The following is a 25,888-nucleotide window of genomic DNA, read 5'->3' as shown; positions in this document are numbered from 1 at the left end:
GATCTTAATAGTATTTTTATCTTTTTCTGTTTCTGCGACCGGTTATTTTTTGCGCTTGTTCATTTCCGTTTTCGGCCGCTTTTTCATACCAGTATAAGGCTTTGATTTCATTTTCATCTACTCCGTTTCCTGAAAGATAGCAGTTTCCTAATTCGAACTGGGCATAATGATATTCATTTTCGGCTGCCTGTATTAAATAATCTACTCCTTTTTCTTTATTTATGGAAACACCTTCTCCTGTTAGTAGCAGCATTCCGGCTTCATATTGAGCATTGGTGTAGTTTTCTTCTGCTGCCGACAGGAACCAGTTATAGGCTTCCTGAAGATTTTTTGATGTGCCTATTTCATATTTATAACAGAGTCCGAGTCGGTATTTTGCTGCAATATAGTTTTTATCTGCTGCTACCCGATATAGTTTAAAGGCTTCTGTTTCATTCTCTTCTGTTCCAAATCCCAATTCATAACATATCCCGATCCCTTCAGAAATAAAGTCATGTTTTTTTGCAAAATCATAGTATTCAAACGCTTTATCGTATTCCGCTTCTTCTCCATAACCGTACAGATAATAATCGCCTAGGCTCAATGCTGCCAGGGCAGAGTTATTCTGATAGGCTTTAGTATACCATTCAAAGGCTTTTTTTAGATCACGTTCAGCTAGTCCGTATTGATGGTAGGTTCCCATTTTGTACTGTGCATAGGGAACATTATTTTCGGCGGGAATGACCATATAGGCGGTTATTTTTTCGGTATCATAAGGTAGTTCGTCATAATTATATTCGTGAGATAATGCCATTTCTACATAGGAGTTGAGGTTCTGATATTCTACTCCTTTCTGAAAGTACTCTATTGCCAGTTGTGGATTTTCGGGAATCCCGATTCCATATTTATAGTAACGACCCATATTATAAATGGATTCCGGGTCTTCTAGATCGGCTCCTTTTTTATAATTTTCAAGTGCTTTTTCTAAATCTTCTGCGCCAATTAAACCATATTCATAAAAACTTCCCAGTTTATAATAGGCATAAGGATAGTTGTTTTGGGCTGCTTGTGTAAGGAGTTCAAAGGCTTTCTGATAATCCTGTTCTGTACCGAACCCTTCTTCGTAACAAAAAGCCAGTTTTACCCGGGCATAATCGGAATTCAGTTCGATTGCTTTAGTGAACATTTCGATTGCTTTTTTAGCATCAGGTTCTCCTAATATGCCAACAGAGTTATAATGTCCCACCATTTCATAACCATAAACATGTCCTTTTTCTGCTGCTTTCAGATAATATTTGTAGGCTTTTTCATAATTTATTTCTTCGTTAAATTCTCCGTTTTGATAGGCAAGACCAAGACGATAGGAGGCATAAGTGTTTCCTAGATCCATTGCTTTTTTCAGCAGTTCTTTTGCCTGAACAGGGTCTTTATCCAGAGCGATACCTTCCAGCAGAATCTCTGCTTTTTCCAGTAGAGCAGGATGGTAATTATCTTCTACTGCCATTTCGAGATATTCGAGTCTGAGAGCGGGGTCTTTATATTTTTCGTTGTAGCTGTATAGCATGGACAGGCTTAATGCGGCTGCTTCTGAATAATAGAGGGCTGCCCGCTGATACCATTTAAAGGCTTTGTCTTCTGACTCTTTATCACTGGTAGTATACTGGTAATAATCACCTAAAAAGTTAGCAGCATTTGGTATTCGGTAGGAATAGGCTTCTTTTAATAATTGTATTCCTCTTTCTATGTCTGTGTATTCTGTATTTTCTCTTAGCAGTAATGTTCCCAGAATAAAAATAGAATTATGAATATCTGCTGCAACACCTTGTTCCAGCATTTCTACTGTTTTCAGAATATCATTTTCTCTTCTCAGATAATATTCTGCCCAGATTGGCCATACTTTGGTTTTATCTTCTGTTTCTGTATCATATTTTCTGATCTTTTCAAAAAGTTCTTCTTTGTTTTCAACTATTTGAATATCAATGTATAATAGTAATTCGCGGGCGTAATCATAATTATGTTTTTCAGATTCGACCAGTAGTTGTTTTCCTTTTTCCTGATCTTGTTCGACTAAGTAGCCATAATAGAGATGGTATCCGTATAATCCCATTGAAACTCCGTCACCGACCTGGATTCCTTTCTGAAAGGTTTCAATAGCATATTTTATATTTCTGTATGGACGTCTGGCATTAAGATATAGATCTGCAAGCTCTGCCCAGGCTTCGATATAACCTGTTTCAATGACTTTCAGACTGATTTCTTTGTTTTTTTCAAACCAGAAAAGATACTCATTATCATTAAGATTCATTGCCATATGATAGTCTCTGTTCTTACTGTGAAGTTCTTTAAATAATTTTTGTGCGGGAATACCAAAAGCAGTATTTTTTAAAGATACTTCACATAATGATAAACCATCGATCCATTTTACGGGAGAATAGTCATTTGTGGTCAAAAATGCTACTATTTCTTCTGTAAGTGCATCTTTATTGGCATTTTTATTTTTTAAAAGGGCATTGTAAACCTGCTTCAAGCTCATATAGTAATTTTTTTAAATTATTGATTTTATTCAATAATAAATAGTCAGACTTGTTAGGATTATGTCTGTATTCTAAGAAAAACTAAGGGGATGCTAAATATATTAAATATTTTTTTGTATTCTCTTATTCCTGAAAAAAAATTAAAAGAGGTAGAAATAAAAATTATAAAAAACCATCTTATTTGTCTGTAAATAAGATGGTTATTATTTAAAAGCTGTTTTGAATTTTAAATGGCTTCTTTTTATAGGGTTTTTAGAATAATCCTTCGGTAGACAAATATCTTTCTCCTGTATCGTAGTTAAAAGTCAGAATTCGGGCACCGGGTTTGAATTCATCACTTTTTTTCTGTATGGCTGCTAATGAAGCTCCTGAGGAGATTCCAATGAACAATCCTTCTTCTTTAGCTGCTCTTTTAGTAAAATCATAGGTTTCGTCTTTACTTACCTGAATGATACCATCTAGTAGTTCTGTTTTCATGATATTTGGAATGAAACCGGCACCAATACCCTGAAGGGGATGGGGACCCGGAGCTCCACCACTGAGTACAGGAGATAATTCGGGTTCTACAGCGTAGACTTTCAGATTGGGGAATTTCTTTTTCAGTACTTCGGCACATCCGGTAAGATGCCCGCCTGTACCAACGCCTGATATGAGATAATCTAAACCTTCCGGAAAATCTTTGATGATCTCCTGAGCGGTAGTTTCGATATGTATTTTTGTATTGGAGGGATTGTCAAACTGCATTGGTATCCATGCATCCGGTATTTCTTTTACTAATTCTTGTGCTCTTTCGATAGCTCCTTTCATGCCTTTTTCACGCGGTGTAAGAACGAATTCGGCACCATAGGCACTCATAATCTTTCTTCTTTCTACGGACATGGATTCCGGCATTACCAGAATGATCTTATACCCTTTAACGGCTGCGACCATAGCTAATCCGATTCCTGTATTTCCTGAAGTGGGTTCAATAATGGTACTGCCTTGTTTCAGAAGTCCTTTTTGTTCTGCATCGTTAATCATGGAAAGGGCAATACGATCTTTGATACTTGCTCCGGGGTTTACTTTTTCCAGTTTTACCCAGACAGAAATATCTTTATTGAATAATCGGTTAATTTTCAGATGAGGTGTATTACCTATGGTTTCTAAAATTGAATTTACTATCATAATATTTGAGAGGTTATTTAATCAATCTAGTTGATTTTTATTTTTACAGAAACAAAATTAATTAAAAATCTATAGAAGTAGTAGACTAATGCGTTCTTTATATAGTTAAGGATAATATAATTTTTAGAAGCAAGAAGCAAGAGATTTACGATATGGAAGTTTTCTCAATACTCAATACTCATTCTTTTAGATAACAAAATTAATGGGTTCATGAAGGTTGTTTTTCGTTCTTACAATCGTTTCACTTTTATGATATACTACGGAATAATCCTGAACACTTTCGGTTAAAAATACATTTCCTCCTATAACACTGTGTTTACCGATAATGGTTTCTCCACCCAGAATAGAGCATCCGGAATATAATATAACATGATCCTGAATGGTGGGGTGCCTTTTTTTGGAAGCTTTGCTTTTATCGACACTTAAAGCGCCTAGTGTAACTCCTTGATACATTTTTACAAAATTACCGATATGCGTTGTTTCTCCTACGACGATTCCTGTTCCGTGGTCGATTGAAAAGGGACAGCCGATGGTAGCAAGCGGATGGATATCAATGCCGGTTAGCTGATGGGCATATTCTGTGATCATTCTTGGTAAAAGAGCAATGTCGGATTGTGTTATTATATGTGCCAGACGATAGCAGAATATAGCATAGAAACCGGGATAAATAACTAAAACTTCTTCTAGTTTCTGCGCTGCCGGATCAGATTCCAGAATAAATTCAGCATCTTTTATAAGGGTATTTTTCAGTGGTTTTAGCTTTTTTATGAATTCACAGATAAATTTTTCTTTTTCTACTGTGCTTTCAGACAGAACAAGAAATAATATTTTTTCTATTTTAGAGATAGAATCTTTACTAAATTCTTTTGTTCCGCTCTCAGGGATGAACAGCATATTAAAGACGGTAGTAACCAATTTTTTAATTAGTTTTTTATTTGGGATGGTATGGAGCATACTTTGATACTTGATTAATAAATATTGTCCTTTCTGAATGAAAGATTTTAGTTTTACAAAGATAGATAAGTTTTTAGTCTCAGTATTCAAAAACTATCAACTAAAGAACCCACCCCCTCCGGTGGAGGGGAAATTTACATCTCACAGAAAACATTTTACGTCTCATAAAATTATCAACTAAAAAACTCCTGTTGCAGATAAAAAAGCAACAGGAGTTTATTGATATTCTATTATAATAATAAATGTCCTTTTTAAGGAATTATTACCGGTTTTTATATCATTTTATTCAGCTATACAACGGATACTAGCACCTAAATTTAGACTTGCTGATATTAACTTGGAAGTTGTGGATGTTATCTCTATTATATAAGTACCATTACTACTACTAGTGCTGCTAAAGTAATCAAGCTCTGCTCCTCTACCGTTTAGATTACCAGTACTACTGTTATAACCGTTTGCCGGTAAGAAGAGACTGGAGCCGAATTCTATGCCGGATGAAAAATTAGTAGCAGAATTGGTCCATGTACCTACTTTTTTCTGCTTGTTATTATCGATTACTCCTTGCCATTGTACCTGTGTAGGAATACGGAATCCGGGAGGGCAGGGGTCGCTTTCTTTTTTCAGGGTATCATCCCATTTAATTCTGTCGTCTGAGGTGTCCCAGCTCCCTATGATACCGTCAACAGTAGCAGCTACTTTAGCACGTCCTGCTTGGTAATAATTACCATAAATTTCCTTTTTCGGCGTAAAAGGGTCCGAATTTTCATCTGCTCCCATATTGTAACACATAAAGGTTTTCCATACTTTTGGAGCAATATAGGCACCACAAGAGTTACAGTCTTTAATAGTTGCTGTTAATTGTATTTTGTTTAGTTTTCCGTCTGCTACTTTGTAAACAGCTATGATTTTTACATTTATAGGATCAGGCAGATCAGCATTCAGTAAAGCTTTTTTATATTTTATTGCTACTGTATAGGTTGCTCCGTCAACTAAGACCGCCGGGATATTGGTTTGTACGGTATATTTTTCTATTGCCAGGTCAGGATCGTCAATTAGAAAATTCAGATTTGTATTTCCGATGCCTTTATTGGTAAAAGTGTAGGTATAGGTTTTGGTAAAATCAGCTTTTAAATGTTTACGATCGGCTAAGGTACCACATTCTATTCCGTTTTCGGTACGAGCGATGTCAAAATAGTTTTTGCCTTTTAAAGCACTGGAACCGTTATGAATAGAATTCAGATCCTCTATAATAGTAATGGTTCCTGCGGTAGCTGTTACCGGTTTTTCTGCACAATTGTTTATGGTACAGCTATACGTACCGCTATCGCTCAGTTGTCCTTTGTTAACGGTATAAGTAGATGCAGTGGCACCGGGTATTGCAACGCCATTTCGTTTCCATTGATAGGTAACAGGATTCGATTCGTCAGCGGTTACAGACATACTAAATCCAGTACCTATTAGGATTTCTCCAGGATAAATCATACTGATATTGTTAATTACAGCATCAACACAGGTAGTTATCTTTTGTGTTATGCTGTTACTTACACCACAGCCGTTTGTAGCGGTTACGCTAATGTTTACTTCTGCTTTGTTATCGGGAAATTGTATACTTACAGTAGGGGTTCCCTGTCCGTTTTGGATTATTGCTCCGCCATCTACTGTCCATTTATAAGTTGTAGGTGCAAAAGTCCCTGTAACCTGAAAGATTTTGATTTCGTTCGGTTTAATAATGCTGTGATCAGAGAGCCAGCTTAAGGTGGATAAGTCTGATAATTCTATGGCAAGAGGATTGGATAATGTACTGCTACAGCCTGCTACATCTATCGCCTTTACCTGATAGGAGCCTATTTGCGTTGTCGTTAGTGTTTGTGTTATCTCTTTCGGTAAAAGTATACCGTCTTTATACCACTGGAAGGTATTGGAGTCTCCACCTGATTCGGTTGCTGTTAATTGAGCGGCAGCTCCGTTACAGATCAGAGATGGAGTAGCTATAATAGTGGGTTTGGTAGGGGCGGTTCCTGTAAGTTTTTTGGTTTCAGACAGTTCTGCTGAACAAAAAACACCTAAATTATCTGAAACTATGCAACGTAACATAAAATCTTTCGCGGAAGGTGTGGTTATTGCTAATCGTTCTCCTTCTCCTAATAATGTTAACCCATTATACCATTTTACAGTAATACTGTTAGTATAATCGTTATAATTCTGTACTACTAATTCCAGAGCTCCTTTGTTACAAAAACCAGAGGCAGAAGTCAGTGGTTTTCCGTTTGCATAAATAACAGGGGTAGGAAGAGCCGTACTTGAAGGGTTTGAAGTAATATTTATTGTCTTGCTGAGTGCAGAACTACAGCCGCCCTCTTCTATAGATACAGACCAATTTCCTGTTTCGGTAGCGGCAATCTGGATGGGATTTCCTGTTTTATTAGTTTTAATACCATTTTTGTACCAGGTAAGTGTTCCGTTTGCAGGAATAGTATAAGCGGTAAGAGTGACTATAGAAGAGCCGCAGATCGTTCCATTATTAGAAGCAGATAAATGAATGGTATTAATTGGTGCTGTTGAGGTATTGGGAGTAATCTCTACAGGGTCTGATGCATTCTTACAGCCGATTCCTCCTACATAGACCTGATATGTTCCAACATGGGTAGCCGTAAAAGTGGTTCCTCTGTCTTGTTCCGTTTCATTAATCGTCCAGATATAAGTAGCATTCGGATCAGGATTGCTTACCTGCATATTAACTACTCCTCCTGTACATAATTTACCGTTATTATTTACTGTTATAGTGGGTTTATTTATGTTTAGATTGCATAAAGCAGTATTTCCTTTTTGAGAAAACAGGTACTCTTTATTTTCTCCATTGCAATTATTAGTAATACGAATAATGGCTGTACGTTGAAGAGCGGTAAGATTTGGTTCCATCTTTATAGTAAAGGCTCCTGTATTCATATCGACTACCTGAACAGAGGTGTAATTATTACCTGTGATTATAGCATAGGTGTAAGGTTTCTGTCCTGTACAGGGAATCTTTTCTGATGGTGTATAAGGACCGTTTTTCAGACCTTCTTTTGGAAAATTAAAATCAATGGCAGGAGTAAAAGTCATTTGTAATTCTCCTTTACAGATACTAATCCATTTTTCATTCCAGTATTCAATACACCCTGTGGTTATATTATATATAGCTAATCCTTTAGCATTCGGATCATTAATAAAGGTCGGTGTGGTAAGTACGTCCCGTTCTGTTGTTGTAAGATGCGGCATGCGTATACCTCCTTTTATTTTTACAGTCGAAACTTCTATTAATGAGTAAATATTGGGTGGGTTATTTGAGCCAACGCTGATTTGTGCGAATATTGCTATAGGCATAAATAATAGTACTGAAACGAAACAATACATTGTTTCAAAAAAGGATTTCTTCATTCTCATTTTAAATTTAAAAGGAATAACTATTTACTGAACATCAATTGTTTTTTATAATGAAATCGTCCTATTTCTTCTGATTTTATTAGTTTTTTAAATTCTGGGGCACAAAGTACATAAAAATGTTTTTATAAATGAAAAAAAAAGGAGTCATAAGGAGTCATTTTTTTATATCACGAATATGTAAATATTTGGATAACTTGATAAATTATAGGGTTTATCTGTTTTTATGGAATTTTATTACTGTAAAAATTAAAGAATTAATAAAATATAACATCTAAAAGGTTTATTTTGTACTTTGTATAATCGAATGTTTTTAAAAACAAAACACCTGTTGCTAATAAAAAGTAACAGGTGTTTAAGTATTATTGTATTACAACAGTAGCAGAAGTTCTTTCTGATAAATTACTATTTGTTTTTATACTATTATTTTATTCTTCTATACAACGGATATTATAACCATGAGATCTTATACTTTCTGTTCTGGAAGAAAACTGGTTGTTGGAATTAAACGAAAAGTTCATTACTCCATTACCGGTTTGACCAGCCCTAATTAGGCTACTGCTAATGTAATATGCTATTGATCCTCTTGAAGTAAGAGTGCCATAACTAGTATTCTTATAATAACCATTTGCTGGTAAAAAGAGACCGGAACCTATTTTTACACCAGATGAAAAGTTACCATTAGAAGAAACCCATGATCCCACTTTTGTTATAGAATTAAGAGTAGTATTTGCCAGTCCTTTTAATTGTTCTATTGTAGGAACTCGATATCCTTTAGGACAAGGATCATCTTTTGTTTTTATTGCTCCTACCCATCCAGTTATATTAGAATTGGCATTACCATACCATCTTATAATTCCAGAAGAACTAGCTGAAGGTTTATCCATCCCTGGTTGGTAATAATCCCCAGAAATTGCCTTTGTCGGTATAAAAGGGTTCAGACTTTTATCTGCACCCATATTATGACACATAAAGTTTTTCCATTCTCCGGGAGCCACATATGCTCCACAACAAACACAGTCTTTAATGGTTGCTGTCAATACTGTTTTCTTTTGTATACCGGCTGTATTATACAAGGCTATTATTTTTATATTTAAAGGTTTTGGAATAGTGGAAGTCATTAAAGATTCTTTGTACTTTATGGTTACAATATACTTTTCTCCATTAATTAATATAGTAGGAATATTAGTTTGAACTGTATAGTTTTCTACTGTTTGTGCAGGGTCAATAATTAGAAAATTCAGATTGGTATTTCCTGTACCATTATTGATAAAAGTATAAGTATAAGTTTTAGTAAGGTCAGCTTTATTAGGTATACGATCGGCTAAAGTTCCACATTCCGGTCCACCTTCTGTAAAGGCAATATCAAAACAGGTATCACCGGTTAATTTACCGGATCCATCAGTTATAGTAGCTAAATCTAGGACTAGAACCGTTCCTGCTGTTTTTGTTATCGGCTTTTGTGCACAATTGTTTATTTCACAGCTATAAGTACCGTCATTTTTTGATTGTGCGTTGTTGACTGTATAAGTGGATAAAGTGGCATCGAGTATCGGAGTGTCGTTCCGTTTCCATTGATAGGTAATAGGATTTGATCCGTCAGCGGTTACAGACATACTAAAGGTGTCACCTACTAAGACTGTTCCTTTAGTACTCATACTGATATTTCGAATTATTGCAGGAGTGCATGCAGCAGCCACTTTTACATTTTGTATTATACTGTTACTTATACCACATTCGTTTGTTGCAGTTAAACGAATTTCTATTTCTGTTTCTGTTTCTATATCGGGAAACTTTATACTGATAGTAGGAGTCCCCTGTCCGTTGAGCAATATTGCTTCTCCTTTTATTTCCCAAGTATAAACTGTAGGAGTAAAGGTTGCAGCAACCTGAAATATTTTGATTTGACCTGGTTCAGTAGTGTTATGAGTGGATAACCAGTTTACAATGGGAAAGTCTGATAATCCTATTGCCAGAGGAGTGGATAATGCACTGATACAATCTCCATCTATGACCTCTACCTGATAGGCTCCTGTTTGCGTTGCTGTAAATGTTTGTGCAGTTTCTTTTTTTATAAGTATTCCGTCTTTGTACCATTGGAAGGTATTGGAACCTCCTCCAGATATTTTTGCTGTCAACTGAGCAGGAGTTCCTCCGCAAATTAGAGGTGGATCAGATATAATAGAGGGTTTGTCCGGAGCTGTTTTTGTTAGTTTTTTGGTTTCAAAAAGTTCAGAGGAACAAAAAACATTTGTATTATCTGATACTGTACAGCGTAGTATAAAATCTTTAGTAGTAGGTGCTGTTACAGATAATTTTTTACCTTCTCCGAGTAGTGTTAGTCCGTTATACCATTTTACGGTTATTCCTGTTGTGTAAGAGGCATGGTTTTGCAAAACGAATTCCAACCGTCCATTGTTGCAAAATTCGGAAACAGAGGCTAACGGTTTTCCGTTTACATATACCTCCGGAGGGATTAGAGAAGTGCTTGAATCGTCTAAGGTAATTTCAACAGTATTACTGGGAGTGGAAGTACAGCTACCTTGTTCGATAACTGTAAACCAATTGCCTGTTTCAGTAGAAGAGATTTGTACAGGATTTCCTGTCTTATTAGTTTTAACACCATCTTTGTACCAAGTAAGTGTTCCTGTTGTAGGGATGTTAAAAGCGGTTAGTGTTACAGCAGCAGTTTTACAAATGATTCCGTTATTAGAAGCGGATAAACGGACTGTATTATCGGGTGCCGTACTATTATATTCAGTAACTGTTACAAGATTTGAAGCATTAATTGTACAACCAATTCCTTCTACATAGACCTTATAGATTCCAGGATAGGTAGCTGTAAAAGTCGTTCCTCTGGCTTGTTCTGTTTCATTAATGGTCCAGATATAGTTGGCATTTGAATCAGGGTTGATGATCTGCATATAAACAGCCCCTGTTTTACATAATTTACCATTATTGCTTACTGTTATAACAGGTGTGCTTATGTTTGGATTACATAAATCGGTATTTCCTTCCTGAGAAAACAGATATTCTTTTTTTTCTGCGGTACAGTTATTGGTAATACGAATAATAGCAGTACGCTGAACTGCGGAAGTATTGGGTTCCATATTTATTGTAAAGGCTCCTGTATTACTGTCTGTAATCTCAATAGTTGTGTAACTTTCACCTGTGATTATGGTATAGGTATAGGGTTCTTGACCTGTACAAGGAAATTTTTCAGAAGGAATATAGGGACCGTTTATTGCTCCTTCTTTTGGGAAATTTAGATTAAGATCTGGGGTAAAAGTAATTTCCATTTCTCCTTTGCAGATACTAATCCATTTTATTTTATTCCAATATTCGATGCATTCTGTGGTCATATTATATATAGTGAGTCCTTTTGCTTTTGAATTATTGATAAAAGCAGTGGTTGTAAGTGCATCTCGTTCTGTACTTGTAAGATGTGGCATGCGTATACCACCTTTTGTTTTTATAGTTGAGACTTCTATTAATGAGAAAAGACTGGGTTGATTATTCGAACCAACATTGATTTGAGCTAACATAGTTACTGGTAGAAACAGTAGTACTGCAATGAAACAGTATACTGTTTTAAAAAAAGTTTTTTTCATTAGTTTTAATTTAAACAGAAAAGTAGTTTACTGAATATAAACTATTTTTTTGTGAGGTAATAGGGTTGTTTTAGTGTGTAATTTGTTTTAATTAAGATTTTTCTTTAGAATTATAAATAGATAATTTTGTACAGGGTTTTGGTTTATTTATGGGTACAGAACTCTATTTTATATATGAAAAGAATGTTTTATATACGCTTATTTAGTTTATAATATATTTTATAATATTTTTTTATGATAAAAAGATAGTTGTTTATAAGGTTAATTATGTTCTCAAAGTGCAAAACAACAAAAAAAGTTTTAATAGTTACTAAAAGAGAGGGGGGCACATAGAGTCAAATTTTAACATAAATATAGTATATTGATATAAATAGAAGGTGATTTGATAAATAGACGGATTTGTACGGCTCTGTAGAATTTAATTTTTATCCTGTAAAAATTTTGAGGAAAAATATCAAATTATTTTAGAGAAAAGAGAAAAGAACTAGCAAGAAAGAACTTACAATATCTATAGGGGTCGTTTTAATGTATCTATACAATTTAGGATATGTGATTTATAGTTACTTTAAATTAATAATGAAACTCAGATTTATAAATTATTACAGGATTAATGCTACTAAATTTAAAAACCTATATCTTTGGCAATTCTTAGAAAATATAGCAGAACAAAGTTATTTTGAATAAGGACGAGAGAATACGATTTAAGAAAATAATAATAATAATATAAAACTACAGAATGTTTCAGGAATTAAAAAATTACAAGAATACTAATCATTTTACTTTTACAAAAGAGGATAGTTTAGAAGAAGTGTGCAATGCGCCACTAAATGGAAGTGGTGTTTATCTGGTTTACAGCGTTGTTGAAGGAGTAAAGGAATTAATTATGGTAGGATCGTCAGGAACAGTTCAGAATGATGGTTCTCTAAAACAAAAGAACGGTGGTTTGTATGATAAGATCGTGAACGGACACCAGTTTGGTAAAATGGGCAGAAAGTATTCATGGCCTACGCAGATTGAAAAAGATAAAATAGAAGCTTTGGAAGTATACTGGTATGAAACATTTAATAGTGAAGTAAAAGGGATTCCAACATCTATTGAAGGTTCTGTTTTACAGGAGTTTCTGGATGTAAACAGCAAATTGCCAAAATGGAATGTTGCATTCTAAATTTTATATACAAGATAAAATATAAAAGGAAACCCTGATTGAACAAATCGGGGTTTTCTTTTGTAATTACAATTCCGAGAATAAAACTATATTCCTTTGTTAACAAGGGAAAGAGAGTGGGCAGAATATTAAAGAGCTTCTTTAGATATCCATTTTCCAACTGTGGGTGCAGTATAATTTTTCATCTGATGTAGCAGATCGTCAATGGACTCACTTACTAAAAGCATTTTCTGATTTATTTCTTTCAGTAACCCCTCATCAGTCATATTCTGTAGCAGAGCGATAAGACTGTTGTAATAACCATTTGTGTTTAAAATACCGATAGGTTTTTTATGAAGTCCCAATTGTGCCCAAGTCAGCATTTCAAACAGTTCTTCTAGCGTTCCAAAACCACCTGGTAAAGCAATCACACCATCACATAGTTCGTTCATTCTGGTTTTTCTTTCATGCATAGTTTCTACAAGAATCAGTTCTGTCAGTCCGTCATGAGCAATTTCTTTATCCTGAAGAAAATAGGGAAGTACCCCGATTGCTTTTCCTTCGTTTTTTAAAGTGCTGTCGGCAATTACTCCCATTAATCCGACATTAGCGCCACCATAGATCAGTTCAATATTTTCAGAGGCTAATTTTTGTCCTAATTCTTTAGCTTGTTCTTTATAAATTGTGTTGTTTCCAAAACTGGAAGCACAGAAAACGGTTATTCTTTTCATTGTATAAGGTATTGTTTTTTAAAGAAATGTTTTTAGTGAAAAAATGGAAATCTAAAGGTAAATAAAAATATTATGAATCCATTTTCTTCTTATTCATAAAATACTCGATGAAATCCTCCCGATAGGAATTTCCAATAGCAATTTCATAGGATTTAATGAATACATCATTATTGTCGAACGAATCAATATGGTTTTTATTCACTATATAAGATCGGTTTATTCTGAGGAACCTATTTCTAGGGAGTAGTTCGTGTATTGTTTTTACGTTCATTCTGGTAATAATTCGCTGACTATCTAGCTGGATGATTACATAGTCTTTTAGTCCTTCTATAAAAAGAATATCTTTCAGATTCACTTTAAAGAATCTTCTGTTCGACTTAACGAAGATGTAGTCCTCTTCGATATTTTCTATATTCTTTTCTTCTTCTTCCAGTAAAAGAGAGTGATAGGCAATGGCTTTATTAACTGCTTTTCTGAATTTCGCATTATCAATGGGTTTTACCAGATAATCGATCGCATCAACTTCATAACTATCCAGTGCGTATTCAGAATAGGCAGTAGTAAAAATAATTAGTGTATGTTTGGGGAGGTCTCTTGCAAATTCGATACCGTTCATCCCCGGCATCTGAATATCCAGAAACACAAGATCGACAGTGGCAGTGCTCATAAAGGCAGATGCGGTTTCGGCACTGTTAAAACTTCCAAGTAGTTCTAATTGAGGTATCAGGTCTATTTGTTTCTTTATTCCTTTTCGGGCAATTGGCTCATCATCAACAATAATACATTTCATAAGTGGCTGTTTATTATTTTTTAACGTTCATTTTATAAATTTAGAATCAGATATACAGTATAATTGGTATCCGCTTCTTTTTGCTCTAATGTATAGTTATCGGCATATAATAAGTCCAGTCTTCGTTTTATATTCACCAATCCCAGACCTCCTTCTTTTCGTTTTACCACTTTGAGAGGTCTGGAGTTTTCACAGATAAATGTCAGTTTGTTATTGCTTGTTTTAAATGAAATATGAATATATGAAAGATTCTGACTATCAGAGCTGTGTTTTACGGCATTTTCCACGAAGGGGATAAATAATAAGGGGGAGATTTTCACATTATTCTTGTTTCCTTCTTTGGATATAGTGTAATCAAACTGATCTCGTCTGGTTTTTTCCAGATCGAGAAAGTCAGTTAAAAAGGAAATATCAGCTTCCAGAGATACTTTTTCCTGTGCACTGTCATTGATCTGGTAACGTAGCAGATCATTTAATTTGATCAGAATTGACGATGCGGTATCGGGATCTTCTTCTATCATGATAGTAGCGTTATTGAGCATATTGAATAGAAAATGTGGATTGATTTGATTTTTTAGAAATTTAAGTTCTGACTGCAATGTAGCAGATTTTAATTCACTGATGTGCTGACTGGTGTTGACCCAGTGTTTAAACAGCAGCAGGGAAGATGTACCAATCACAATAAATCCGATAGATAAAAAGGAAGCTGCCATATTCAGGAATAAAGCGATATAATTGGGTTCCTGATGTAGTATACTGATTTCATAAAAAAAGGACTGTAATAAAATCATCAGTACCATTGCTGTTATGACCAGTAGTATAACGAATATCAAATAAAGGAAGGGTTTATTTCTAATTAGAAAAAGAGGAGTCAGTATTTTTATATTCACATAAATAATCAAATTGAGAAATAGGAAATACCCGAGCCATCCGTAAAATAAATTTTCTGAGGTGCTTAATTTATCAGGAGTATCAAAAAGAACATCCGTACTGATTATTAAGATGGTCAGTAACAACAGTAAATGTCTGTGTACATGAAATTCGTCTTTGAATAAAAAACGAGAAATACTACTATTATCAGTCTGATTTTTCATGTATTCAATAGGTTTAACCGGAGTTCTATCTTGTTTTTTTCTATGGACAGAGAATAATTATGGTTGTATAATAGCTCCATTCTTTGTTTAATGGCTGTAAATTTATTTTCTAATGTTATTTTTTTATTACTTATTTCACATCTGAACAAAATACTATCCTTTTTACTGTCAAAGTATAATTGTATGGAGACTTGTTGATTCTGATTGTTTATTTTGTTTATCGCATATTGTATAAACGGCATGAATAGTAAGGGGGGAACGAACAGACTGTTGCTATCTCCGTTCATCATTATTTTATATTTAAATTTGTCGGAATATAGCTGTTCCAAATCCAGATAATGAGTCAAAAAACGGATATCTGAATGCAACAGTACTTTGTTTCTGCTACAGTCATATAATTGGTATCTCAATAGTTGTCCCAGTCGCATCAGCATATCAGCTGCTTTTTCCGGTTCGGTTTTAGTTAATGCAGAAGCCCGGTTTAGTATATTAGATAAAAAGTTGGGTGTGATCTGATCTTTTAATTGGTCCACTTCTGACTGGATGTGTTCTTTTTTTAATCGGTTTACTTGCTCAAGATCTGTCATCCAGTGCCTCAGAAGCACAGTTATTAAAGATCCTGTAAAACAGATCATCATGATCATAAACAGAGACAGATTACTGGCAATAATCAGAGGGTTAGTGTAAGACTCCAGTCGATAAGGAATATTCAGTGCTGTGCGTACAAAATATTCTTGTGTGAGTAACAGAGTTATCGGAAGCAGTACAATCAGTAATGAGAATAGTGTTATATAGGAGCCATATTTTTTCTTCAGCAATAATTGAGGTCCCAGAATATAGATATTGAGATAGGCGAGTGACAGATAAGCGGTAAGCATAAGCAGGCAGAGCCAGTATATATAATTTCCTAAAATGCTGATACAATCCTGATATGCCATAAATACCTGATTGGATGAGATAATGGTCAGTGATAAAATAAGCAGTATATGTTTCCAGATACTGAATTTAGAATCCGTCAGGAAATGATATAAAAAGGTCTGTTCGTTCACTGCCATTACAAGCTGTTTATTTGCTGCTATTGTACAAATATATTTAAAAATCAAGTTTATAGCTGATATTTACGATTGGTATTGTTTTTCGGTTTGGTTCTATTTCACCTGTTTTTAGGTTATAAGCATGTCCGTTATATTCTTTATATCCGGTGGCGTTCAGTCCTTTTACAGCAAATTCATGAGCTGTTTTTTTCATATTCATTCTGTAACTTACCGTATAACTTCCCAGCCACATAGGTGAAAATTGTTTTGAATAAGCTTTGGTTTCGTCATATTGTGTTTCTTTATCAGGATGTGCTAATGTAGCCTGAGTGTCTACCGGAGAATATCTGTCACCACCCTGTACTGTAAGTTTTAAATTGGCACTCAGAACATTTTGTTTATTCTGTCCCAGATACCATTCTTTACCTACCAGTCCGTTTAAGATAAAGTTCCGATTGTATTTTGTGTCATGCCACACGCCGTCACCACCACAATATCTAGAACTGAACACGGACCCGGTAAACATATAATATAAGCCTTCGGTCAGGTATTTCTCAAATGTGATATCAATACCTAAATTACGTCCTTTACCTTTGTTTACTAAAGCGTCTTCTACATAGAATATACCCCGGTTCAATACAGAATAAGAACTATCTGCTATTACAGGAACGTTATATAAATATTGAAAATAGGGTTCTATTTTCAGATTCGTATCATCAGCTATGCGATGATTATAGGATAGCATAAAATGGTGTGTTTTTGTAAAATTAAGATCCTTATTCACTAATTGATCTCCTGTTTTCTTTGTTTTTACGAAGTAAACATCTGTTTTTTCCATACGGCTGTGTAGACCATATGCTAAAGCTAATGAGCTTTTTGCTGATGACTGCCATTTTATCCCGGCACGGGGTTCTACTGTCCAGCTGTTATTAAGAGTTAATAACTGACTGTTTAAACCAATGGTTAAAGATACTTTATCACTCACTTCAACTGAAGAGCTGGTGTAAGCAGATATTAGATTAGTAGTACCTTTACCATAGCCGATAGTTTCCAGTGGTTTGGTTTCAAACGGAGCCAGTTTCATATTCATATTATATTGCATATTGGTAATGGAGAATCCTGTTTTATTAAAATGTTGTGAACTGTATTTATGATTTAATGAAGTATTGAATACCAGATTTGTATAATGGCTTTGCATGTCAAAAGAAGGAGTTGAATTCAGATTGGTATCAAACTGATCGCCTTTCAGATCGTTTTTTGCATAGGTTGTGGCTATAGTCGTTTTCAGTGAAGCAGTATTACGGAAAAAATAACGATGGCTGATTCCTGTCGCTGCAGACATTTGTTTGGCTACAGATAATTCACTGTCTTCTTTATATTTCCAGTCTTTAACGGGATCTAATTTGCTGTCTGCTTTATCACTCAGTGCAGTTCCCCATACAGAGAAGGTACCGGCTTTTTGCGTTGGAAAATTCAGTTTGAAGTTCAGATCCTGATAATCAAGTGTTTCTCCGTCCATTGCATCAGGACTTAGTTTTGCTGCTAATCCCGTTGTAGAATAACGATAGTTGATGATATAGGAGGAACCGTTTTTTTTACTTAATGGTCCTTCTGAAGCAAAGTCAATGCCTAGAATTCCTGCCTGAAAAGTGTGCTGAAATTTTTGATTATTTCCATTTCTCAGTTTCATATCAAATACTCCTGAAACCGCATTGTTATATTCTGCAGGAAAAGCTCCGGTAAAAAAATCCGAATTTCCCAGAACATTGCTGCTTAGAGAGGACAGAACGCCTCCGCCCAGTGTGGCAACATCGGCAAAATGATTCGGATTAGGTATTTCTATATCTTCCAGTCTCCACTGGAGTAAACCGGGAGCATTACCATGAATGGATATACCATTGTTACCAATACTTGGAGACACTCCTGCGAAAGAACTTACCAGTCGGGCAGGATCATCCATTCCTCCTGCATAGCGACTGGCTTCTTCTACACTAAGCATACGTGCGCCTGTTAGAGCCATCTTATTGATCGGTTTAGCTTTATTGATCTGTTGATAGATAACAACTTCTTCCAGTTCATATCTACTTTCTTCCAGTGGTATTTCTAAATAGGGCTCTTTAGCAGATGTGATCAATATTTCATGGATAGTATTGGATTCATATCCTATAGAGGTTGTTTGAATAGCATGCCTTCCTATTGGTACATTTTTTAAAATAAATTGACCGTTATCATCTGTTATTGTTCTGATTTCAGGAAAGTTCAATATTCTGACAGTCACATGAGACAATGAGACTCCGGATGATCCGTCGGTAACTGTACCTCTGATTGTCTGAGTTAGCGGATCATTTTGTGCTGAAAGAAAAATCGAAAACAAAAGACCGATCAGTAACAGGATTAATTTGATTTTGTATTGCATACTATATTGTTTTGATTCAGTTTTAATTATTTTTTCTTTAATACTGACATTATTTTATAGACGGTGTTGAATAGATAACTTTTTCTTTTTGAAGAAGATATTTCATCACTCAATACTTTTTCAAGTGCATCAATCACTTTTTTACAATCGGATACTTCTACTTGAGATAGTTCTGAAACTTTTTTTATTACATCTGTTTTATTCATGTTTTTTATATGTATTGATTATGGATCAAAAATAGATTTTAGAGTAAATCATTTTTGATTTATGAGACAGAGGATGGAAGTTTGTATACAGAATTGAGCAATTTGTATATATAGCTCGTAGAAAATAAAAAAGAAGACTGTTCTTTGTTAATAAGAAAGTCTTCTCTCAGAGAATTTTAGTAAATAAAACAAGATGAAAAGAGAGCTATGCAGTAATTTTTTCTGCTAAAGTCTTTTTTTTGCCAATAGAATTAGTTGTAAGAAGTACTCCAGTGATAATAATCACAGCACCTGATATTTCTGATGTACTAATAGGATGACCTAATAATACAGTTTGAATTACAGTGAAAAATGTAATCAGATTTAAAAATACTGCCGCTTTATTGGCGCCCAGTTTATCTAGTCCTTTATTCCAGAACATATATGCTAATGCACTTGAAAGAATTCCCATAATTAAAATTCCCAGAAAAGCAGCCGGAGGAATGTTTTCTAAAACAAGATCGGGTAATTCCTTAACTGCAAAAATTCCGAAGAGAATGGTAGATACAGCAAAAGCAACTAATGAGATCAGATTAGTTGAAACATGTGAAAGATATTTTACATTGATAATGTTATAAACAGAGAAAGATAAACTGGATACAATTACTAATAGATCTCCGGTTGAAAATTTCAGATTGATTAATGTATTCCAGTCTCCTTTTGTAATAACAAGCAGTATACCGGAAAGACTCAATAAAGCACCCAGAACCTGTAAGGATCGTATTTTTGTTTTCATTATTACAGAAGACAGTATCAGGGTAAATAAAGGGCTTAATCCGATAATCAGAGCGGCATTGATCGAAGAGGTTATTTTCATTCCCTGAAAGAGAAATTCATTATAGATAAAAATACCGATTATTCCGGAAAAGAGTAAAGGCAGAAAATTTTCCCGAACAGAGGACCATTGTATTTTCTGTCTGGATATTTTTATAATAATAGCTAAAGTGATAAATGCCAAAAGGAAACGAAACATTAGTGTAATGTTTATTGGGATATAGTTAACTACTTGTTTTCCAAAAACATAATTGAAGCTCCAGAATAAGGTAGCAATGATAACATAGGAATAGTATTTACTGTTTTTCATGATTCCGTTTTGATAATTGTTTTTTAATATGACAAAGGTAGAATTGTTTCAGTCTGGTTTTTTGTTGTATTTCGACTATATTTTATTTTAAAACGACAGTTTATTAAGATGTCAAAGCGCAGATATTTATTTTATCCTAACTTTTAAGAGCAAAATTTTAACAATTTAAGGTTAGTTCGTACTTTTGAACTTTCTGATCTCTGAATAATCTTATTCAGAAAACAACACGCTTAAAAAACTATTTTATAGTATTGATATGAACAGATAATTATTATTTAATTTAGATATGACAATTTTAGTATTCACCCTTATTCTTTTATTAGGGGCTTATCTTGCGGGATTAGCTGGTTCATTAACAGGTCTTGGAGGAGGGGTGGTAATCATTCCTTTACTGACTTTAGTATTTCATGTAGATATTAGATATGCTATTGGTGCAGCTTTAGTAGCCTCAATAGCTACTTCTTCCGGTTCGGCAAGTGCTTATGTGAAAGAAGGGATTACTAATATTCGTCTTGGAATGTTTCTGGAGATAGCAACAACAGCAGGAGCTGTGATAGGTGCAATTATTGCAATTTATATGCCCGTGAATGATATTGCTATACTTTTTGGAGTGATGTTAATATTTTCAGCAGCAATGACACTTAGAAAAAAGCATGATCATGTAGAAACGGAAGGAAGTAAATTGTCCTATGCACTAAAACTGAACAGTAATTACCCAATAAAGGATGGTTATGTAGATTATAAATTAAAGAATGTAGGTGCTGGTTTTTCTATTATGACTGTTGCCGGTATTTTGTCTGGTTTATTAGGAATCGGGTCAGGAGCTTTAAAAGTACTGGCAATGGACAGTGCTATGCGGGTTCCTTTCAGAGTAAGTACTACCACTAGTAATTTTATGGTGGGGGTTACTGCTGCAGCAAGTGCGGTAGTTTATCTGCAAAGAGGATATATTGATCCCGGAATTGCTTTTCCCGTTGTCATAGGTGTTTTGGCAGGAGCCTTTACCGGTTCTAAGCTGTTAATGCGTATTAATGTAAAATGGCTAAGGATCATTTTTAGTATCGCTATTACATTTGTAGCTTTTGAAATGATGTACAACGGTTTTCATAATAAATTCTAATTTTATTTAAAATGAAAGATTCAAAAACAAAAGCTCTTCTGGGCGATAAAGATATTCAGCAGTTAATAGGGAAACTGTTGCGATACGGAGTTCTTACAGCAGGTATAATCACTTTTATTGGTGGAATTCTTTATTTATACCAGAAAGGACAGGAGATTCCGAATTACACTGACTTTACCGGTGAAACATCAGATTATACTACTTTATCGGGAATATTGAGAGGAATCACTACTTTTAATGCAACTGAGATCATTCAGTTTGGTGTAATCGTTCTGATTGCAACACCAATACTTAGAGTTCTGTTTTCTCTATTTGCTTTTATATTAGAAAAAGATAAACTTTATATTCTTATTACACTGATTGTATTAAGTATTCTTATTTTTAGTATGTTAGGTAATCTGGCTGGTTAGAAATAGTAAAATATTGTTTGTAGAAAAACAAATATAATATCCCATAATGAATGATTTCGTTCATTATGGGATATTTTTTGGTATGCATATGATAATAAATAGAGAAAAAAACCGCAAATATTATTTTTTTACTTTTGGCTATCTATTATAGAAAAAAAATCTATTAATATTATTTTTTGTTTTTTTTATTATAAACATATGTTAAATTTTAACATATGTTTAGATAATCAATTAAAAATGATTTCAATTTCAATTTTTAGCTTATTTTGTAATTTTAATATTGTAATTTAGCTGTTTTAATAATTAAAATATAATATTTTATGGTAAAGTTAGTTAAAATAATCAAAAGTAAAGCAAATGCATTTAGGTTATTAACAGTGTTGTTTTCGTTATTGTTTATTGTAGCTTGTAGCGATGATTCCTTTAATGGAAATGCTAATGCAGATTCCGAAATAACAAAAGACCCCGTTAGAGGGAAAGAGATTGATGGAATGACCGTGGTGGAATCTTCTATTATTCTAAATGAAGAATCTGCTTCTTTATTGAAGGAGATAACAGAAGAAGAACTACTTTTTACTGATCGGCCAATTCAGGCAGACAGTATGTTGGTAAATTACATTATAGCAAGCGGGATCATTCCGGATAAGGCTCCGGATGGTTTGTTATATAAAGTAGTAGAAACACCTTATAAAGATGCTCAGGGTTATCATGTAAAGGTAAAAGAAGCTGAAATTACAGATTATATCCTTTATGCTGAGATTAGTGGATCAGTATCATTAAATGATTCTGATCAATACCAGGTTTATTCTTTTGAGAAACCGAATGCTTCTGTTTACGGTGAAAAATCTGCTTTCAGATCGGTATCAGAGGGAGTAGCTAAAGTTGAAACTCTGAGAACGATTGGAGGTAATTTGCTGGAGTTTAATCCATCTATCTGTATTAGTAAGTCAAGTTCTTTAAATTTTAATATTCAATTTACACCTACCATTGATTATCATATTTCAATTAATCCATTCAAAGGATGTCAGATTAGCTTGAAAGGAGACTTGAACTTGTATTTAAAAACAATATTAAAGTCAAAAGGAGAATTTGGTCCTGTTAAGTTACAAGGTGGTGTTAATTTTTTCCCGTTCCGTGCGGCTCCTTGTCGTGGTCTAGTGATTTCTCCTTTTATTTGTATTTCACCATATGTAGAAGGAAAAGTAGGAGGAGAACTGTTATTGGGTATGGGAGTAACCGGAAGTGTAGGTGCAGAAATCCAAGCTGGATTCTTAAGAAAGACAGTATCTGGAACAGCGTCTGTAAAGCTTGATCATCCTACAATAGGAGCAAATGTTTTTGTTGATTTAAAAAGTGGAATAGAGACAAAAATAGGTATTACAGCTTTTGGAAAAACACTTTATGCAGAGATAGTAAATGATTTAGGAGTGAAAACACATTCTTATTTTAAGGATAAAAAATTTGGTTTAGAGGTTAATGTTCCGCTAAAATCTACTGGAACAGTAGGAATAGATCTTCCATTTTTTAAACCATGGGAATATGAATGTACTATTATAGACAAAAACTTATTTTCTAATAAGTGGGAATCTAATAAGTGGAATTGTGGAATTTGTTTGTAGTTAAGATATTATCCTCAATAACAGTATCCTTATTTTTAGTATGTTAGGTAATCTGACAGGTTAGAAATAATAGAATATTGTTTATGGAAAATAAATAAAAGCACCTCATAATGACTAATTTTGGTTATTATGGGGTGTTTTTATCTGCATATGACTAAAAAAAAGTCTATATACATTCAATATTTTGTTTTTTAACCACTAAGATTTGTTAAAATTTTAACAAAAATTTTAACAAATAAATAAAAATATTGAATTAATGTTTATTTGGTTTATTTATTAAGATTAATTATTGTAGATTGACTTTATTAACATTTAAAATATAGTATTATGGGTAAATTAGTGAGAATTATCGAAAGTAAAACAAGCGCATTTAGGCTGTTAGCAATAATGTTTTCTTTATTGTTTGTTGTAGCTTGTACCAGTGATCCGTTTAGTGGAGATGCTAATGCAGATTCAGGTGTAACAAAAGATCCTGTTAGAGGGAAAGAGGTTGCGGGAATGACAGTAGTGGAATCTTCTATTATTCTTAATAAAGAATCTATTTCTTTATTAAAAGAAGCAACAAAAGAAGAACTGCTTTTTACTGATCGGCCAGTTCAGGCAGACAGTATGAGAGTAAATTACATTATAACAAGTGGAATCATTCCAGACAAGGCTCCAAGTGGCTTGTTGTATAAGGTAGTAGAAATGCCTTATGAGGATGCTTCCGGTTATCATGTAAAGGTGCAGGAAGCAGAGATTACAGATTATATTCTTTATGCTGAGATTAGTGGTTCTGTATCATTAAGTGATGTAGAACAATATAAAGTTTATTATTCTGAAGAACCAAGTGTTTCAGTTTACAATAAAAAATCTGTTTTTAGATTACCGGTAGCAGAAAAAATGAGTAAAGTTGAAACACTAAGAGTTATTGGTGGTAAAACACTGGAGTTTAATCCTGTGATTCCTATTTATAAAACAGGTACAGCAAAGTTTAATATTCTTTTTACACCTACTATTGATTACAATATTTCAATTAATCCGTTCAAAGGGATTCAGGTTGATTTGAAAGGTGATTTTACACTGAACCAGCTGAAATCAATATTAGATGTAAAACAGGAATTCGGTCCTGTTAAGTTGGGTGGAAGTAATTATTATATTCCGTTTTTTGCAATTCCGATCGGTCCAGTTGTTATTACACCTTTTGTAAGTATTACACCATATATAGAGGGGAAAGTAGGAGGAGAACTGTTTGCGACCATGACAGTAAGTGGGAACATAAATGCAGAAGTTCATGGCGGATTTAAACGAAATGGAATAGATGGAGGAGCGACAGCAACAATTACTAAGCCTGTTATAGAGAAATTAGATATTCCTGTTAATTTAGAAAGCGGAATACAGGCAACAATAGGAATTGGAGCTTATGGAAAAACACTTTTTGCCGAGATAGAAAATAGATTAGGAGCAAATATAAACTCTTCTGTGAATGTTACGGACAGAAAGGCTATTTTAGAGGTTAAAATTCCGATAAAGTCATCTGCAGCAGTAGGAGCGAATCTTTTATTTTTTAATGTATGGAAATATGATTACACTATTCTAGATAGAAACTTGTATTCTAATAAGTGGGAATATAAATTTTAATTTTTTAAGCATGAAAAAAGAGACTGTGAAAACAGTCTCTTTTTGTGTTTGGGTTATACTATCTTAAAATAGTAAATCAGTGTTTTTTTAAATAGCTTTAATGGTTTTCTGTGAGAGAAGCATATTTTTCAGAATAGAAAGTACACCTTCATCATCATTTGATTTTGTTATAAATCGAGCTATTTTTTTTACATATGGATGAGCATTTTCCATCGCATAACTGAAATAAGCTTCTTCCATCATTTCCAAATCGTTCAGATAATCACCAAAAACCATAGTCTGTTCGCTACTAATACCAATTTTTTTCTGTACTATTTTAATTGCATTACCTTTATTTGCCAGTTTATGTGAGATGTCCAGCCAAACAGCACCGGATACTTTTACCTGAAAATCACCTTCAAATCCTTTAAAATGTGGATAAGAATTCTGTTCTGCTCCAGTCATATCATAAACTGTAATCTTTAGAAAATCATCATCCGGTACTTCCATCAGATTGTCAAGATGAATATATTTTCTGTAATGATGTTCTAAACTATTTATAAAATCAGGGTCATAACTATCAACGTAAGCTGTTTTCTTACCACACAAAATAATATGTGTATTTGGGATCTTCCGTATCTTTTCTATTAGTTCAAGAACAGTATTTTTAGAAAGAGATTGTATTAAGAGCTCTTCTCCTTTAAACAGAATATAACTCCCATTTTCAGCAATAAAAACCATTTCGTTTTGAATATTTTCAAACTGTTTCTGGAGACTGAATAACTGGCGACCGCTTGCTGCTGCAAACAGTATTCCTTTTGTTTTCATTTTTTCAAATAAAGGAAAAAAATTATCACTTAATTCTCCTTTAGAGTTTAATAATGTACCGTCCATGTCGGAAGCTACAAATTTTATTTCTGATAAATTCATGGTGCAAAAT

Annotated in this window: 18 protein-coding genes; 5 read left to right on the top strand and 13 right to left on the bottom strand. The window is 33.9% G+C overall.

The features are described from left to right. Positions 1–16: 16 nt before the first annotated feature. The 5 genes from AC4FQX_RS00275 to AC4FQX_RS00255 all read right to left on the bottom strand — a co-directional run bounded on the left by AC4FQX_RS00275 (position 17) and on the right by AC4FQX_RS00255 (position 11,662). Entirely contained in the window at positions 17–2,512 is a 2,496-nt protein-coding gene (locus AC4FQX_RS00275) for a tetratricopeptide repeat protein (protein WP_491165656.1), read from the bottom strand. Between the two features lie 253 nt (positions 2,513–2,765). Then, on the bottom strand, positions 2,766–3,677 hold the full coding sequence (gene cysK / locus AC4FQX_RS00270) for a cysteine synthase A (RefSeq protein ID WP_491165655.1): 912 nt from the start codon (positions 3,675–3,677) through the stop codon (positions 2,766–2,768). Positions 3,678–3,863: 186 nt separating this feature from the next. After that, the gene (locus AC4FQX_RS00265) at positions 3,864–4,631 is read right to left on the bottom strand and encodes a serine O-acetyltransferase (protein ID WP_491165654.1); all 768 of its coding nucleotides are present in this window, start codon (positions 4,629–4,631) and stop codon (positions 3,864–3,866) included. Positions 4,632–4,913: 282 nt separating this feature from the next. Beyond that, complete coding sequence (locus tag AC4FQX_RS00260; protein ID WP_491165653.1) at positions 4,914–8,048, bottom strand: hypothetical protein; 3,135 nt, start codon at positions 8,046–8,048, stop codon at positions 4,914–4,916. Positions 8,049–8,479: 431 nt separating this feature from the next. Continuing rightward, positions 8,480–11,662: an immunoglobulin domain-containing protein gene (locus AC4FQX_RS00255; RefSeq protein ID WP_491165652.1), complete on the bottom strand. Its 3,183-nt coding sequence runs from the start codon at positions 11,660–11,662 to the stop codon at positions 8,480–8,482. 736 nt (positions 11,663–12,398) lie between these two features. Between AC4FQX_RS00255 and AC4FQX_RS00250 the strand changes: the two genes are divergently transcribed. After that, positions 12,399–12,827 carry a hypothetical protein gene (locus AC4FQX_RS00250; RefSeq protein WP_491165651.1) on the top strand — a complete coding sequence of 143 codons (429 nt, stop codon included), beginning with the start codon at positions 12,399–12,401 and terminating at the stop codon, positions 12,825–12,827. Between the two features lie 128 nt (positions 12,828–12,955). Here AC4FQX_RS00250 and AC4FQX_RS00245 read toward each other — a convergent pair whose 3' ends face one another. From AC4FQX_RS00245 to AC4FQX_RS00215, 7 genes are all read right to left on the bottom strand, one after another. Continuing rightward, the gene (locus AC4FQX_RS00245; protein ID WP_491165650.1) at positions 12,956–13,537 is read right to left on the bottom strand and encodes an LOG family protein; all 582 of its coding nucleotides are present in this window, start codon (positions 13,535–13,537) and stop codon (positions 12,956–12,958) included. Positions 13,538–13,607: 70 nt separating this feature from the next. Next, a complete protein-coding gene (locus AC4FQX_RS00240) occupies positions 13,608–14,327 on the bottom strand; it encodes a LytR/AlgR family response regulator transcription factor (protein ID WP_491165649.1) in 720 nt (239 codons plus the stop codon). Between the two features lie 32 nt (positions 14,328–14,359). Further along, positions 14,360–15,421, bottom strand: coding sequence for a sensor histidine kinase (locus AC4FQX_RS00235; RefSeq protein WP_491165648.1), 1,062 nt, complete (start codon positions 15,419–15,421; stop codon positions 14,360–14,362). Next, positions 15,418–16,476 (bottom strand): sensor histidine kinase, encoded by a 1,059-nt coding sequence (locus AC4FQX_RS00230; protein WP_491165647.1) that lies wholly within the window; start codon positions 16,474–16,476, stop codon positions 15,418–15,420. Before AC4FQX_RS00230 ends, AC4FQX_RS00235 begins: the two co-directional genes overlap by 4 nt. 37 nt (positions 16,477–16,513) lie before the next feature. Continuing rightward, positions 16,514–18,871 carry a TonB-dependent receptor gene (locus tag AC4FQX_RS00225; protein ID WP_491165646.1) on the bottom strand — a complete coding sequence of 786 codons (2,358 nt, stop codon included), beginning with the start codon at positions 18,869–18,871 and terminating at the stop codon, positions 16,514–16,516. A 26-nt stretch (positions 18,872–18,897) separates the two neighbouring features. Then, the gene (locus AC4FQX_RS00220; RefSeq protein WP_491165645.1) at positions 18,898–19,077 is read right to left on the bottom strand and encodes an HU family DNA-binding protein; all 180 of its coding nucleotides are present in this window, start codon (positions 19,075–19,077) and stop codon (positions 18,898–18,900) included. A 205-nt stretch (positions 19,078–19,282) separates the two neighbouring features. Then, on the bottom strand, positions 19,283–20,200 hold the full coding sequence (locus AC4FQX_RS00215; RefSeq protein WP_491165644.1) for a DMT family transporter: 918 nt from the start codon (positions 20,198–20,200) through the stop codon (positions 19,283–19,285). Between the two features lie 286 nt (positions 20,201–20,486). Between AC4FQX_RS00215 and AC4FQX_RS00210 the strand changes: the two genes are divergently transcribed. The 4 genes from AC4FQX_RS00210 (at position 20,487) to AC4FQX_RS00195 (ending at position 24,969) form a co-directional block, all read left to right on the top strand. Next, a complete protein-coding gene (locus tag AC4FQX_RS00210; RefSeq protein WP_491165643.1) occupies positions 20,487–21,320 on the top strand; it encodes a sulfite exporter TauE/SafE family protein in 834 nt (277 codons plus the stop codon). 11 nt (positions 21,321–21,331) lie between these two features. Continuing rightward, positions 21,332–21,730 (top strand): DUF1634 domain-containing protein, encoded by a 399-nt coding sequence (locus tag AC4FQX_RS00205; RefSeq protein WP_491165642.1) that lies wholly within the window; start codon positions 21,332–21,334, stop codon positions 21,728–21,730. A gap of 320 nt (positions 21,731–22,050) precedes the next feature. Further along, positions 22,051–23,349, top strand: a complete 1,299-nt coding sequence (locus AC4FQX_RS00200) for a hypothetical protein (protein WP_491165641.1) — start codon at positions 22,051–22,053, stop codon at positions 23,347–23,349. 327 nt (positions 23,350–23,676) lie between these two features. Beyond that, complete coding sequence (locus AC4FQX_RS00195; RefSeq protein WP_491165640.1) at positions 23,677–24,969, top strand: hypothetical protein; 1,293 nt, start codon at positions 23,677–23,679, stop codon at positions 24,967–24,969. 87 nt (positions 24,970–25,056) lie between these two features. Here the strand turns inward: AC4FQX_RS00195 and AC4FQX_RS00190 are convergent, their stop codons facing one another. Beyond that, a complete protein-coding gene (locus AC4FQX_RS00190) occupies positions 25,057–25,878 on the bottom strand; it encodes an HAD family hydrolase (protein ID WP_491165639.1) in 822 nt (273 codons plus the stop codon). Between the last annotated feature and the right edge of the window lie 10 nt (positions 25,879–25,888).

It is taken from the genome of Flavobacterium sp. AK-301 (assembly GCF_058310215.1).
The sequence above is the reverse complement of the archived record's forward strand: the minus strand, read 5'-3'. Positions and strand labels throughout refer to the sequence as shown.

Excerpts from the sequence above, each read along its gene's own strand:
- AC4FQX_RS00205 (WP_491165642.1), top strand. The coding sequence starts at position 21,332 with ATGAAAGATTCAAAAACAAAAGCTCTTCTGGGCGATAAAGATATTCAG.
- AC4FQX_RS00215 (WP_491165644.1), bottom strand. The coding sequence starts at position 20,200 with ATGAAAAACAGTAAATACTATTCCTATGTTATCATTGCTACCTTATTC.
- AC4FQX_RS00225 (WP_491165646.1), bottom strand. The coding sequence starts at position 18,871 with ATGCAATACAAAATCAAATTAATCCTGTTACTGATCGGTCTTTTGTTT.
- AC4FQX_RS00200 (WP_491165641.1), top strand. The coding sequence starts at position 22,051 with ATGGTAAAGTTAGTTAAAATAATCAAAAGTAAAGCAAATGCATTTAGG.
- AC4FQX_RS00250 (WP_491165651.1), top strand. The coding sequence starts at position 12,399 with ATGTTTCAGGAATTAAAAAATTACAAGAATACTAATCATTTTACTTTT.
- AC4FQX_RS00240 (WP_491165649.1), bottom strand. The coding sequence starts at position 14,327 with ATGAAATGTATTATTGTTGATGATGAGCCAATTGCCCGAAAAGGAATA.
- AC4FQX_RS00220 (WP_491165645.1), bottom strand. The coding sequence starts at position 19,077 with ATGAATAAAACAGATGTAATAAAAAAAGTTTCAGAACTATCTCAAGTA.
- AC4FQX_RS00275 (WP_491165656.1), bottom strand. The coding sequence starts at position 2,512 with ATGAGCTTGAAGCAGGTTTACAATGCCCTTTTAAAAAATAAAAATGCC.
- AC4FQX_RS00195 (WP_491165640.1), top strand. The coding sequence starts at position 23,677 with ATGGGTAAATTAGTGAGAATTATCGAAAGTAAAACAAGCGCATTTAGG.
- AC4FQX_RS00230 (WP_491165647.1), bottom strand. The coding sequence starts at position 16,476 with ATGGCAGTGAACGAACAGACCTTTTTATATCATTTCCTGACGGATTCT.
- AC4FQX_RS00265 (WP_491165654.1), bottom strand. The coding sequence starts at position 4,631 with ATGCTCCATACCATCCCAAATAAAAAACTAATTAAAAAATTGGTTACT.
- AC4FQX_RS00190 (WP_491165639.1), bottom strand. The coding sequence starts at position 25,878 with ATGAATTTATCAGAAATAAAATTTGTAGCTTCCGACATGGACGGTACA.
- AC4FQX_RS00260 (WP_491165653.1), bottom strand. The coding sequence starts at position 8,048 with ATGAAGAAATCCTTTTTTGAAACAATGTATTGTTTCGTTTCAGTACTA.
- AC4FQX_RS00255 (WP_491165652.1), bottom strand. The coding sequence starts at position 11,662 with ATGAAAAAAACTTTTTTTAAAACAGTATACTGTTTCATTGCAGTACTA.
- AC4FQX_RS00245 (WP_491165650.1), bottom strand. The coding sequence starts at position 13,537 with ATGAAAAGAATAACCGTTTTCTGTGCTTCCAGTTTTGGAAACAACACA.
- AC4FQX_RS00235 (WP_491165648.1), bottom strand. The coding sequence starts at position 15,421 with ATGAAAAATCAGACTGATAATAGTAGTATTTCTCGTTTTTTATTCAAA.
- cysK (WP_491165655.1), bottom strand. The coding sequence starts at position 3,677 with ATGATAGTAAATTCAATTTTAGAAACCATAGGTAATACACCTCATCTG.
- AC4FQX_RS00210 (WP_491165643.1), top strand. The coding sequence starts at position 20,487 with ATGACAATTTTAGTATTCACCCTTATTCTTTTATTAGGGGCTTATCTT.